Genomic DNA, 12,716 nt, shown 5'->3' on the forward strand with positions numbered 1-12,716 from the left:
AGTGACCGGATGTTTATCGGTTTTGACCTTGGCACCACCAATTGCAAAGCGGTCGTCTTGAGTGAAAACGGGGCGGTTTTGGGCGCAGCCGCGCAGGAGTATCCCGTTCGCTATCCCCAGCCCGGTTACGCCGAACAAGATGCGGCTTTGGTCTGGCAGTTGGCGAAAGAGGTCATCGGTGCGGCGGTAAAGCGCAGCGGGGTTAAAGAAGTCAAAGCCCTCAGCCTTTCCGTGCAGGGCGATGCCGTCATTCCCGTCGACCAAAACATGAAACCGCTCTTCCCCGCTTTGCTGGGGATGGATTACCGTTCGCTTCCGCAGGCGAGGCGCTGCCAAGAAATATTCGGGGATAAAGAGTTATTTGCGTTAACGGGAATGCGGCCGCACCCGATCAATTCGCTCACGAAAATATTATGGGTTAAAGAAGAACGGCCGGAGATCTTTGGAAAAACCTGGAAGTTCATGACTTATGCCGATTTTCTCTTGGGCAAGTTGGGCGCCGAACCGGTCATCGACCAGACCATGGCCTCCCGGACAATGGCATTTGATTTGTTACGTAAAGACTGGTCACGGCCGATCTTGGACCAATTGGCGATCCCGGCGGCTAAATTGTCCCGCCCTGTTCCGTCGGGGACGGCCGTTGGAAAAATGAATGCAAGGGTCCAGGAAGAATTGGGTTTAGGCGGCGACCCGATCCTGGTTGCCGGCGGTCACGACCAAACGTGCGCCGCCCTTGGCGCCGGCGTGATCAAAGAGGGGATTGGGGTCGATTCATCCGGAACGGCGGAGGTGTTATTTACGGCCTTTTCCCAACCTTTACGCACCGAGGAAATGTTCAAAGCCTATTATCCCTGTTATATTCATGCCAAACCGGATCTGTATTGCACTTTCGCCTTAAACCATACGGGCGGGGTGGTCTACCAGTGGTATCGCGACCAGTTTTGCGGGGAGGAAAAGCGGGAGGCCCAAAGGCAAGGGGTGAGCGCCTATGATCTCATTAATGCGCAAATGCCGCCCCAGCCGACGAAGCTTTATTTTATCCCCCATTTTAAAGGGAGCGGTTCTCCCACGTGCGACTTGGACTCGAAAGGAACGGTCTTCGGCTTAACGCTCAATACAACCAAGGGTGAGATCGCCAAGGCCATTTTGGAAGGGCTCACTTACGAACTGCGCTTAAACCTTGAAACGATGCAGCAAGCCGGGATCAGCATCAATGAATTAATTGCGGTTGGCGGGGGCGCCAAATCACCGGTCTGGCTGAACATCAAGACAAATATTACGGGACGGCCGTTCAAGATCTTGAAAAATAAAGACGCCGCACCCTTAGGTGCAGGAATTTTAGCCGGCGTCGGTTGCGGTTATTACCGCAGCTTCGAGGAGGCGGTGGACACGATGGTTGAGGTGGAAAGGATTTACGAACCCGATCCGGCGGTACATCGTGTTTACGAGGAACAATACGAAGTTTACCGCCGGTTATACACGGCTGTGCTCCAGTTAAACAAAGAAATCCGGCCGGGCTAAGCCCCGGCCGGCAGGGAAAGGGCCCTCTTTTCGAGGGCGCTTTTTCTACCCGGCCAAGCGGCTCATTCTTTTTTACAATTGTTCTTTTTCTGATAAGGCCGGGGGAAGTGGGTAGTGCTTCATTGGCTAACGGCGGAATTGAGAAGGCGGGGGTGTACGGATGCTTTTTAAACTGTCGCATCTGCAAAGGGTCGCGTGGCGGAACGGTTACGCCATTTGCCATGTTTTGGGGGGAAATCTGGAGATGGCCTACGGGGCGATCCGCGCGGCCGAAGCTTTGCAATCGCCCATTGCGCTCGGGGTGGCGCCCGAAGTCTTTGCCGGGATTCCACTGGAGATCGCTTTTCCCATGCTCTTAAATATGGCCGAACGGGCCCGGGTTCCGGTGGCGGTCCAACTGGAACACGGCAAAAGTTACGAACAGATTGCCAAGGCGATCAAACTGGGCGTGAATTCGGTGATGTTTGACGGCTCCTCCCTTCCGTATGCTGAAAATGTGGCGCAGACCAAAAGAATTGCCGAACTGGCCCATGCCTTTGATGTTTGTGTTGAAGCCGAGTTGGGACAGGTAGGGGGTTCGGCGCTCAGAAAACCGGCGTCCGCGCCGGCGGGTTACAAGACCGATCCGGAATTGGTGCCGGACTTTATCGCCAAAACCGGCGTGGATGCCCTGGCCATTTCCTTTGGCAATGTCCATGGGCCATATCAAGGCAAGCCCGAAATTGACCTCGACCTGGTGGCTAAGATTGCTTCCCTGACGGATGTCCCCCTGGTCATGCATGGCGGTTCCGGCCTTCCGGAGAGTATGTATGGAAAAATCGTCGCGGCGGGGATCAGCAACATCCATTTTTATTCCGGCGTCGCAAGGTATGCCTGGAGCGAATTGGAAAAGAAGATCGGGGAGGATGATCCATATCCCCCTTATCACGAGATCGTGGCGCATACTCTGCAGTTTTTTGAGGAAAAAACAAAACACCTTATCGAGCTGTTGGGGAGTGCGGGCAAGGCCGGCGATTTCTATAGTGTTTAAGATTTTGAATTTAAAAGTCCCGCAGAATGCTCTCCGCCTCGACATCCCTTTTTTGTTGATAGTTCTTGCGCACCAGGCTTTCCGAATAATTGGCGTAGCAGTATTTGCAAAGGTGCATACAGGTGTTGTACTGCCCGATATCCTTACTGACAATACAACCGCAGAACCTGCGCTGCCCTTTGTCTTTGAGATTGCTTGACCGCCGGCCGGTTTCTCCGCCGGAAAATAAGCTTGGCTGCGGCGCTTCATACCCAAGAAATTTCATTAAGGCTTGGTCCTGGGGGAAGAGCCGGATCAGCAATTGATCATCGATACATTTATTATGCGTGATCCCGTAAGCCGAGAGATCAATTTCTTCACTGCAGGTCGCAATTTGGAGGCCCCAGTCCCGGTTGATTTTCTGGAGGCTGGCGGCGATTGCTTTCATTTGCGCCTGGTCGAATTCGCAATAGTCGGCAAACCCGCCCTTCGTAAGATTACGCTGCACCCGTCGGTAGATGGAAATGTCGGCAAAACTGATCACCAGTTTTTCTGTGAACGGATGCAGCGCTTCACCGACACGTTTTATTTTTCGGAGAAGTTGCCCGACGGTTAAAGTTTTGCTCAGGATTAACGGGTCAAACCGCCAGATTACTTTCTGCTTGCCGATGGTTTTTGCCAGTTGTTGAAAGGTTTGCATCCTTTCGGAAAGCCTGGGCAGGTTCGGTTCCAGCCCTTCCGCTTCGTAGTCGTTGACGGTAAAGGTAAAGTAGTAATTGATTCCCATCCGGTCGAGGACTGGAAGGTATTTGATTAAGGGCTTTGCGTTTTTGGTCCAAAAGACAATCACCCGTGTTTTGGCAAAGGATACATATTGAGCTTGTCCGTTGAAGGGGTTAACCCACTTGACATAACCGGCCGCCAGCCTGCGCAGGAACCAGTCACTATAAAAGGCTGGAATGTCCGTGGCCCGGCTGGCGGAGATGATCACCGGCGTGATGGCCGGCTTTATCCCGTCTTTGGTTTGCACCTGGGCGCTTTCCCATCCTTGAAAAGGCATCAGCTTAACCCCCTTGGCAAATAAAGTTCCATCTTACATCTTAGATGATGCATTAATTGATAACGGCCCGTGGTCTTTTCCCTAAATCAAAGGCGTCACCGAACCAGTTGATGGAAAATTGCGGATTAATTCGTTGCCACGTTATACCCTTGTTCCTCTCTTTATCGGAGGAAACCAAGAGGAAAAGGGTGTAAATAGCCCCCGGCGTCTCGAATTTTTTACCTCAAACAACCGGCTAACGTTTCTTTAAAAGGGCTTTTTTAGATCAAATTAAAAACATTGATGGACAGGTTAATCGACGCTGAAAGCCTAAGCCCTCCCACGGCACCCAAAGACACTGCATCCGCCATTGTCGCGCCAGCATTCTTCGTGGTGGGGGGTTTCACAAACGGGACAGACGATGGTTCTTTCCGCGGGTTGGATGGCGGTCAGGCAGTAGGGACAGGTGCGCACGGAGTTATCGGTTTGGTTCCGGCCGGGAGGGGGAAGGTTTAAGATGACTTCCCTCTCCGTGGTGGGTGCTCCCGGACGGGAGGTAAAGAGGGACCGGATTCTTTGATATACTTCCTGCCGGTCGTTTTGCCGCCGGAGGCTGCGGACCTGGTTTCTCCTATCCAGTTCAGCTAATAACTCGTTGATTTCGTTTTTTAAGTCGTCAATCTCCTGAAACAAGTGGTTGAGCTCCGGATCGGGCAGCCGGTTTTGGTAAGCGTATTCTCCCATCTGTTCATAAAGGTTTCTTAATATCCCTTTCAAATGGGATATTTTTTTATTGGTGGTATGCAAGCGGTCCCGTAATGGATGGATCCTTTCTTCCAGCTCTTTGCTGTAGTTTAGGCTATGGCGTCTTTTCGCTTCCCTAAGTTCCCGGGAGAGGTAGGCAATTTCCTGCTCCAGTTGATTTTTTTCCCTGGTTGCGGTAAACAGTTCGTCATCGAGCGGTCTAATCTCTTGCCGGAAACGGGGGATTTCCCCGCCGCCCCCTCCTTGGCGGTAGATGGTTTCCCCGATTTCGCCGTAAAGCAGCCGGCATTTTTTATTCCGCCGGCCGATGTCGATCCTTGTCTTTACGGTATCCATCATTTCAAAAGCCTTGGAGGCGATCAGACTGGTTGCATGATATGTCGTTTGATATAGGGTCCGTAAGGAGTCTTTCCAGTTCATCCGGAATAACACCTCCCCAGCAAAGCTTGTTGAGGGTTGTTTAATAGACTATCCAGGTTGTTTCTAATTATCTTGGTTATCTTGGTTGCTTCTAAAGGTAAAGATTCGGATTGGTCCGGAGTTTTCCTGCCGTTTCCCTTGTTTTAGCTTCCGGAAGGCCGGCGGGCGGGAAAACTACTTTTTTGTTTTCTTTTCGTTTTTCAGGTTCGTGACCGTGAGGTTTATGGCCATGGACAGCTTTTGTCCGGATCGAGTTTTACAATGAAGATGAAGACAAAGGGGCGCCCCGATTAAAAAGGAGGGACTTTTAGTGAATAAGCTTACCGTGACCATTATTGACCAGACCGGGAATAAACGGACTGATGTGACGGTCCCGGACGACCGGCCGGTGCGGGCGATTATCCAAAAATTAATCGAGGGGATGAAGCTGCCGACGACCGGACCGGATGGACAACCGTTATCCTACAAGTTACATCATAAGGCCAGCGGGAAACAGTTGAAAGAGGATCAGACTTTCGCTGAAGCCGGCGTCAAGGAAGGCGACATCTTAAGGCTGCAACCGGAGATTACCGCCGGGAGGGGGAGAGCATGCCTGACCGGATGGAACTGACTTTCACTCCGGAAGACCGCTATGCCCGGCTCCGGCTCATCTCCTGGTGGGATCAGGACCTGTTACGAGCGGCCAAAGTCCTGGTGGTCGGGGCCGGCACCCTCGGAAACGAAATCCTGAAAAACCTGGCTTTGCTCGGGGTAGGCCATATCTTCCTGGTTGACATGGACCGGGTGGAGCTCTCCAACCTTTCCCGCGCAGTGCTTTTCCGCGCCACAGATGAAGGAAAGTTCAAAGCGAAAGTGGCGGCCGTCCGTTTACGGGAGATCAACCCTGAGCTTGAGGTGGTCCCTATTGTCGGGAATATCAACTTCGAAGTGGGGCTGGGTCTCTTCCGCCATGTGGATGTGGTGATCGGGGGGGGTGGATAACCGGGAAGCGCGGATGGCCATCAACCGCCGGTGCTGGCTGACCAACACGCCCTGGATCGACGGGGCAATCGAGGCCTTAAGCGGAGTGGCCCGGGTCTTTCTTCCGCCGGAAGGTCCTTGTTATGAATGCACCATGACCGCAGAAGACTACCGCCTAGTCAACCTGAGGCGATCCTGCGCGCTCCTTTCGAAAGAAGAAATGCTGAGCGGGAAAACTCCGACCACGCCAACCACCTCGGCGGTGATTGCCGGGATTGCCGTGCAGGAGGCGGTAAAACTGCTGCACCGGAAGAAGGAGCCGGCTTTGCCGGTCCTGGCGGGGAAGGGGTTTGTCTTTAACGGGTTAACCCATGATTCCTATGTCGTGACCTATCAGGAGCGGGAAGATTGCTACGCCCACGAAAAGATCGAACGGCTAGTGGAATTGCCCGGTTTTACGGCGGCCGGGACTACTTGGCGGCAACTCCTGGCCCGCGTGCGGGCGGAAATGGGGGCGGAGGCCATTGTGGAACTCCTGAATGATCTGGTCTACCGGCTGGTCTGTGCGCATTGCGGGAAGGAGGAGGATTACCTGGGAAATCTGGCCCAGTTGTCGGCTTCCGCAGCGGTTTGTCCGGTTTGCGGCCAGGTCAGGCAGGTGGTTTTTACCCATCAGATCACCGGGGATGAGCCTTTCCTCGATTACACCTTGCGGTCAACAGGCGTGGCGCCCTGGGAAATCCTGGCCGGACAGGCCGGAGCCGAACGGATCTATTTTGAACTCAGTGGTGACCGGATGTGGAGCGGAAAGGAGGGAGCAAATGCCCATTGATGAACAGCACGTAGAGAAGGGGAAAGATCCAGGAGTTGACTTGGGAAAGCAAACAGAAACTCCGGATAATTTTGAGATCATTGTTGGCCCAAGTTACCGGCTGAGGGAGGTTCCGGCGGTCAATGGACCGGTCCTTGTGGAGCTTGCCCTGCCATTGATGGCGGAATTAGTGGAGTATGCGGTTGGTGACCTCCGCCACGAACAAGGGGGCTTTCTTCTTGGCCGGTGCCGGGAGGCAAACGGCCAAGTGGTAGTGGAGGTGACGGCCTGGGTCGAAGCCAAATACGCCACGCACCGGCAGGCCAGTCTGACCTTCACCCACCGGGATTGGGAGTACCTGGCGAATGAGCAGGAACGGTTATACCCCGCTTTGCAGGTGGTGGGTTGGTTCCATACCCATCCCGGCTTCGGGGTGTTCCTCTCGGCCTACGACCTCTTTATCCACCGTTACTTTTTCTCCTCCCCCGAGCAAGTGGCGCTGGTGATCGATCCGGTACGGAAAAAAGCCGGTGTGTTTGTCTGGAGAAAGGACGAAGTGGTGGAAGGGGCTTTCCGGATTGCCAATGGCGAGCGCAGGATAAAGGAGAAAGTTGGAGCAGCCTCTGGCAAGGAGGAGGAAAGACGGTTGGCCGAGGATGGCTCAGCGGGCGACGCAGGCCGGAAGGAAGTGGAGATGGAAAAACCAACGATGACGGGGGAAAAGGGTCCGGATCCGGAACCGGACGTAACCGGAGAAAAAGAGAAGGAGGGTTAAACATGAGCACACCACGGCTCAGAAGGCTGCAAGCCGATTACGAACAGGTCATGAAGGCTTTTACCGGACATCCCTATATTACTGTCCGGGCCAGTGGCGGAAACCCGCCCACTATTTACCATGTTACTTACCGGGTACCCGGTTTGCGGTTGGGGAAAAACGGGCCGGAAGTGATCGACCGGCATGAGGTTGTTTTCCAACTGACTGCCAACTATCCCCAGATCAAACCGAGATGTACCATTCAAACCCCGATTTTTCATCCGAATTTCAAAAACGGCGTTGTCTGTCTCGGCGACTATTGGGCGGCGGGCGGGGAAACCCTCGTCGACTTAATCGTGAAGGTCGGCGATATGATTCAATACAAAGAATATAACATCAAAAGCCCGATGGACCGGGAAGCGGCCTCCTGGGCCCTGGATAACGAGAGAAGATTCCCGGTCGGTAATTTGGAACTTTACCCGGGGGAACCGCAGACCAGTGGCAGAGAGGATGATTGGGAGATCGAGTTTAAACCGGCCGGTGGGGAAAAAGATGATTTCGAACTGATCATCCATTAAGGGAGACCTGCTGCGCTTTTCCCCGAGAGACCGGAGCCGGGCGGTATAAAAGTGAAAATTGGCAAGTAAAGGGGGTATTCGGATGTTGGCGTCCATGAAAGGAGAACGGCAACTCCTTTGTGTCTTTCTCTTGCTTGGTGTGCTTTTAGGAATCGGCATCGGCCATTTGGCGCCGGCCGGGGAGCAGGTTACCAATTATGTCAAACGTTTGACCTACCCGGCTGTGGTCACCATTGAAACGAAAACGGCCTTAGGCTCGGGCTTTTTTATCTCCTCCGCCGGACATGTGCTCACCTGTTGTCATGTGCTGGCCGGCGGGGACGAGGTGACGGTGGTGAACGGGAATGGCGCGCGCTTACCGGCCAAGGTGGCGGCGGCCGATCCCCAAAGGGATCTGGCGGTGCTGAAGGTGGATGCCGCCTCTACTCCCCTCCTCCGGCTGGGGGAGAATAAAAACGCCTGCGAAGAACGGATTTATCTTTTTGGCCACCGGGGGGGGGAGCCCGGAATGGACGGACGGCGAGTTAATCACCACTGAATTGCCGGTTGATGGTCACCGGTATATGCAAATCCAAGGCAAGGTAGTCCCCGGCTACTCAGGAGGACCGCTGCTGGATGCGAACGGAAATGTTTTAGGAGTGGTTACGGAACTTGTGGAGGGAACCGATTTGGCGCTGGCCATTCCGGCCGGGGTGATCAAGGATTTTTTAAACAACCAGCACGTTCCCTATAGTTTTGTCAGTGATGAGCTTTTACCGGAGACCAGCACCGGCCGGCGCTGGATGTTGAGACCTGACAACTGGGCGAATTTATCCTTGGCCGGGAAAGGGCTTATCCTCCTGCTGCCAACAGCCGTGCTCGTGGGGTTCATCTCCTTTCTCCGGTGGTGTCAACGGAAAAAAAGGAAGCGGCGGGAGGATGATTTTGAAATCGAATTCCCGGCGGGCAGCGGCTACTGAAAGCCGGGAGATCATTATTCCGGGTGTTGGGTTAGGGGGAAGGAAAGCCTTCCCCGCAAAGGATGAGGGCAGGTATTGACCGGGGGATGAGGCTGATTTTGGTGGCAGGTGAAAGCCGGTTTGAACGGAGGAAAGGAGGGAGATCCGCATGACCAAGGAGACCGGCGGGGAAAAAGCGGGAGCTGGACTTCAGGAGGAAGCCCAGCAAGCAAAACAGCAAGCGGAAGAACAAGCGGAGACTGGAAGAGGAAAGGTTTGGCCGGGGGAGCAAGACGGGGGGACAAACGCTCCATGCCGTTGGGAAATAACCGCGGAAGAGTTGGACGCTGTGCTGGTGGAACCGGGAACGGCGGCCGGGGCGGCGGAGCATTCTTCCCCTTGGGAAATTACTGGGGCTGAACTGGATGACATTAGGCAGGCGCTGATTTTTACGGCTGAAGAATTGGATGCCGTCCGCCCCAGGCTGGAGTTGTTTCCGGAGGAATTGGATGCGGCGGGCGCGGTTAAAGGGAGTTTCCCGCCGGAGCAAGGAGAACTTCCTTCCCAAAAAATCCCTTCCAAACCGGAAAGTTTCAAGGCCAAAATGCGCGGGCTGATCCCGACCAATCTTTGGCAGATGGCGGTGGCCGGCTTATGCGGCGCGGTGCTGGCTTGGCTGGTGGATGAATGTTTGTTCCCGGATCATTACACTTACGGGAGCTTTATGGAAATGGTGCTGGGAATGGCCTGGTGGGGCTGTCTCATCTCGGGAATCATCGGTTTTTCCTTCGGAACGGTAGAATCATTACTCAACCGTCAGTATGGGCTGGCGCTCCGGAAAGGTTTCCGCTGGATGCTCGGGGCGGCGCTTGGCGGGTTCATCGGGAGTGGAGCCGGTCAAATGCTTTACAGTCTGCTCGGTGGGGGCGGCATAGGCCAGCCCCTGCTCTGGCAAATCATCGCCCGGACGTTGGGGTGGACCCTGCTGGGCGCCGGCATGGGGATGGCCAACGGCTGGATGGCGGGGAATAAAAAAAGGATGGTGAATGGTTTGATCGGCGGAATGGCCGGAGGGGCGGCCGGCGGCTTAGTCTTTGATCTGATCTGTATCCCCTTGCCCTACGGGGAAGGCAGCGTCGCCCGGCTGGTTGGTTTTTTGGCCCTTGGCGGCGGGATCGGCGCGCTCATCGGCTTGGTTGAACATTTCCGGCGGGAAGTCTGGTTGGCGGCCGTCAGCGGCCCCATGCAGGGAAAGGAGTTCATCCTCTTCGGCGCCCGGACTGTTTTTGGGTCTTCCGGCAAGGCCGACATCGTCCTGTATGGTGATGCGTCGGTTCCCCCTTACGCTTTCCGGGTTGACGTGATTAATGATTCGAGCTACCGGGGAACGGATTTAACCGGGCGGGGGATGGTCATGCATAACAATCATTCCGCTCAGCGCTTTACGTTGCGTAACGGGGATCTGATTGGCATCGGCAAGCACCTTTTGCAATTCCGGGTCAAAGAAGGGTAAGATGAGAAAGAAAAAAACTACGGAGCGGGCGGACGGGCGGGTTTTGAGCGGCCAGCAGAAGTTTAAGAGTTTACTTTGGGCGAGAAAGCGAAAAAGAAAGCGTACCACAGGGTCGTAAGCGAGTGGCGGGGACAAGACGGGTAGAAGGTCTTGTCCTCTTTTTTATTATGCTTACTTTTTTCAAAAAGGAAGGAATCCGGTAAGTATAAGCGAATTACATAATAAATTGTTAAATTAGAATTTAAGCCGGAAGGTGGTTTCGTGGCGGCGCCGCTGTCCGAAAAATTCGAGGAGTTTTGTCTGGAGTTCGAGCAATCCCCTGATGCTTCGCTGGCGGAGATCGCTTCCCGGCTGGGGCTTTCGGTCAAAACCGTCCAGCGTTACCGGGAGAAATACGAACAGATTTTAAAAGGCGAATTTTTTCAGATCGATGATTTTTCCGGACGGGCCATCCGGTTTCTTCTCTGGTTGTCCAGATGCCGTTTTCCCGTCTCCACCGAGAGGGCCCGTTCCTTTTTTCGTACCGAATTTGAGGCCAGCGATAAAACCTTTGACCGCTTTTTGCACCGGCTTGGCCAGGAAGGGTTAATCCGGGAGACGGCCGAAGGGTGGCAGTTGGGCGAAAAAATCTTGCCCCGGCTGAATTTCTCCTTTGCCGAACTGGAGAGTATGATCCGGTTTATCCAAGGCTACGAGGCGAAGGGCCCTTTAGGGCCGGAATTAAATGCGGTCTTGGCGAAGTTGCGGCTAAGCATGGTCAATCTTTCGCCCCGTTTGTTGGAGAGGGCGGCCAAACGCCAAGCCCGCCTGGTCATTAAAGGACCCCTTTGCCGGCAGAATGGGACCGCCTTCCGGGTGATGGAGCAATTAACCGCCCTGGTGGCCCAGGATCAGATGGTGACTTTTACTTACCGCTGCCCGCAGGAGCCGGCTTCCCGGTGGACGGTCTTGCCCTGTTATGTCGTATATAACCTGGCCTTGGACCGGTGGTACCTGGCGGCCGTCAATCAGACGGACGGCGGGGCCGGATTCTTTCGCCTGGACCGGATGGCCAATCTGACGGCCGGGGGCAGGCCGCCGGCCGGTTTGGATCCGGCCAAGTGCGAACGGTTAACCTATGCCCTTGGCGCGGAGGACGGTCCCTTATGTGAGGTGAAGATCCGTTTCCGGAATGACTTTAATGTTCTGGACAAGGTGAGAAGGGACGCGTCCTTGCGTCCCACCGCCCAAGTGCAGGAGGAACCCGACGGGTCGTTGCTCTTTACCGATACGGTCTCCGGCCTGGGGGAGATTAGCCGCTGGGTCCGGCAGTTTGGCGCTTCGGCCGAAGTATTGGCGCCGGTGGAGTTGCGGGAGCGCATCATCGCCGGCGCCCGCCGGAAATTAGCCCGCTATGCGGCGGAAAGTCAAGGGGGCGCGCAGGACAATGGATGAAACCTTGGACCGCCTCAGTCGGCTGGTTTATTTGCTGAAGAAAAACCCGTCCGGTTTAAGTCTGGAGGAACTGAGCACCAAATTGGGGGTCAGTCGGGCCCGGGTGCGGACCGATTTGGAGATTCTTAGCCATGAATTGCCGCTGACTACCCAGGATGATGATACCGGCGGCGGGGAATGTTGGTCATTAATCTCCACGGAGGTCTCCGCGCCGGCGCCGGCCTTCACCCCGGCCGAAGCCCTGGCTTTGCTGTGGGCCCTTGAGCGTCAGGATTCGCCGGAACTTAACCGGGTCCGGGCCAAATTATGCCAGGCCTTGCTGGGAAAGGGAGAGCAGGCGGCCTTGGGTAAACGGCAAAACAGGCTGCTCGTCAAAGGCTGGCGGGGACTGTACGACTCCCCCACTACGGAAAAAATGGTGACCAGCCTGGAAGAGGCGATCTTGGCCGAACGCCGCCTTTTCCTTGATTATGTGGATGCCGCCGGCGCGGCTTTCCGTTTTGAAATGGAACCCTACGGGTTGGTTTATTACTGGGTCTGGGGCTTTTGGTACCTGGTGGGTCTCATTGAAGGGAAATTGACGGTCTTGCGGGTTGATCGCATCAGGGACTATATGGAGACAGGTAAATTCACCTACCCTCCTGATTTTTCTCTGGAAGAGGTCTTTGCCGAGGCTTGGGGGGTTGATCTCAGTTCGCCGTTGGTTACGGTGAAAATCAAGTTTTACGATGAGTATAACGTCTGGCGGCGGGTTCTGCGGGACACAGCCCACCGGAAAAAGGCGTCGGTGACAAAAATGGAGGGATATCTCATCTATACCGACCAGGTCCGGGGGATTAACGAGATCAAACCCTGGATCCGGAGTTTTGGCTCGTCGGCAGTGGTGCTGGCGCCGGAGGAACTGAAAGACGATATGATTCGTAGTGCTTATAAGGTTTTGGATTTATACCCATCGGATTAAAGGCGATTCAGCG

14 protein-coding genes are annotated in these 12,716 nt (G+C 54.7%); 12 read left to right on the forward strand and 2 right to left on the reverse strand.

Going from position 1 to position 12,716, the window contains the following annotated elements; translation table 11 throughout:
- The first annotated feature begins 9 nt into the window (after positions 1–9).
- Both G5B42_RS01205 and G5B42_RS01210 read left to right on the forward strand, forming a co-directional pair.
- Positions 10–1,521: an FGGY-family carbohydrate kinase gene (locus G5B42_RS01205; RefSeq protein ID WP_181338622.1), complete on the forward strand. Its 1,512-nt coding sequence runs from the start codon at positions 10–12 to the stop codon at positions 1,519–1,521.
- A 160-nt stretch (positions 1,522–1,681) separates the two neighbouring features.
- On the forward strand, positions 1,682–2,551 hold the full coding sequence (locus tag G5B42_RS01210) for a class II fructose-bisphosphate aldolase (RefSeq protein WP_181338624.1): 870 nt from the start codon (positions 1,682–1,684) through the stop codon (positions 2,549–2,551).
- Between the two features lie 10 nt (positions 2,552–2,561).
- Here the strand turns inward: G5B42_RS01210 and G5B42_RS01215 are convergent, their stop codons facing one another.
- Positions 2,562–3,590 carry a DUF1848 domain-containing protein gene (locus G5B42_RS01215; protein ID WP_181338625.1) on the reverse strand — a complete coding sequence of 343 codons (1,029 nt, stop codon included), beginning with the start codon at positions 3,588–3,590 and terminating at the stop codon, positions 2,562–2,564.
- A gap of 309 nt (positions 3,591–3,899) precedes the next feature.
- Entirely contained in the window at positions 3,900–4,754 is an 855-nt protein-coding gene (locus tag G5B42_RS01220; protein WP_181338626.1) for an RING finger protein, read from the reverse strand.
- A gap of 310 nt (positions 4,755–5,064) precedes the next feature.
- Between G5B42_RS01220 and G5B42_RS01225 the strand changes: the two genes are divergently transcribed.
- The 10 genes from G5B42_RS01225 to G5B42_RS01270 all read left to right on the forward strand — a co-directional run bounded on the left by G5B42_RS01225 (position 5,065) and on the right by G5B42_RS01270 (position 12,703).
- A complete protein-coding gene (locus G5B42_RS01225; protein ID WP_181338628.1) occupies positions 5,065–5,364 on the forward strand; it encodes an EsaB/YukD family protein in 300 nt (99 codons plus the stop codon).
- Positions 5,343–5,735 carry a HesA/MoeB/ThiF family protein gene (locus tag G5B42_RS12060; RefSeq protein ID WP_181338630.1) on the forward strand — a complete coding sequence of 131 codons (393 nt, stop codon included), beginning with the start codon at positions 5,343–5,345 and terminating at the stop codon, positions 5,733–5,735. Before G5B42_RS01225 ends, G5B42_RS12060 begins: the two co-directional genes overlap by 22 nt.
- On the forward strand, positions 5,728–6,546 hold the full coding sequence (locus G5B42_RS01235; RefSeq protein ID WP_181338632.1) for a HesA/MoeB/ThiF family protein: 819 nt from the start codon (positions 5,728–5,730) through the stop codon (positions 6,544–6,546). The genes G5B42_RS12060 and G5B42_RS01235 overlap by 8 nt, the downstream gene beginning before the upstream one ends.
- The gene (locus tag G5B42_RS01240; protein WP_181338634.1) at positions 6,536–7,300 is read left to right on the forward strand and encodes a Mov34/MPN/PAD-1 family protein; all 765 of its coding nucleotides are present in this window, start codon (positions 6,536–6,538) and stop codon (positions 7,298–7,300) included. Before G5B42_RS01235 ends, G5B42_RS01240 begins: the two co-directional genes overlap by 11 nt.
- 2 nt (positions 7,301–7,302) lie before the next feature.
- Complete coding sequence (locus G5B42_RS01245; protein WP_181338636.1) at positions 7,303–7,857, forward strand: ubiquitin-conjugating enzyme E2; 555 nt, start codon at positions 7,303–7,305, stop codon at positions 7,855–7,857.
- A gap of 82 nt (positions 7,858–7,939) precedes the next feature.
- Positions 7,940–8,395, forward strand: coding sequence for a S1 family peptidase (locus tag G5B42_RS01250; RefSeq protein ID WP_181338637.1), 456 nt, complete (start codon positions 7,940–7,942; stop codon positions 8,393–8,395).
- Positions 8,340–8,816, forward strand: coding sequence for a serine protease family protein (locus G5B42_RS01255; protein ID WP_181338638.1), 477 nt, complete (start codon positions 8,340–8,342; stop codon positions 8,814–8,816). The genes G5B42_RS01250 and G5B42_RS01255 overlap by 56 nt, the downstream gene beginning before the upstream one ends.
- A gap of 148 nt (positions 8,817–8,964) precedes the next feature.
- A complete protein-coding gene (locus G5B42_RS01260) occupies positions 8,965–10,308 on the forward strand; it encodes an FHA domain-containing protein (RefSeq protein ID WP_181338639.1) in 1,344 nt (447 codons plus the stop codon).
- A 261-nt stretch (positions 10,309–10,569) separates the two neighbouring features.
- Entirely contained in the window at positions 10,570–11,742 is a 1,173-nt protein-coding gene (locus G5B42_RS12235) for a helix-turn-helix transcriptional regulator (RefSeq protein WP_181338640.1), read from the forward strand.
- Positions 11,735–12,703, forward strand: coding sequence for a helix-turn-helix transcriptional regulator (locus tag G5B42_RS01270; protein ID WP_181338641.1), 969 nt, complete (start codon positions 11,735–11,737; stop codon positions 12,701–12,703). Before G5B42_RS12235 ends, G5B42_RS01270 begins: the two co-directional genes overlap by 8 nt.
- Positions 12,704–12,716: the final 13 nt, after the last annotated feature.

It is taken from the genome of Capillibacterium thermochitinicola, from assembly GCF_013664685.1.
GTDB classification, from domain to species: Bacteria; Bacillota; UBA4882; order UBA10575; family UBA10575; genus Capillibacterium; species Capillibacterium thermochitinicola.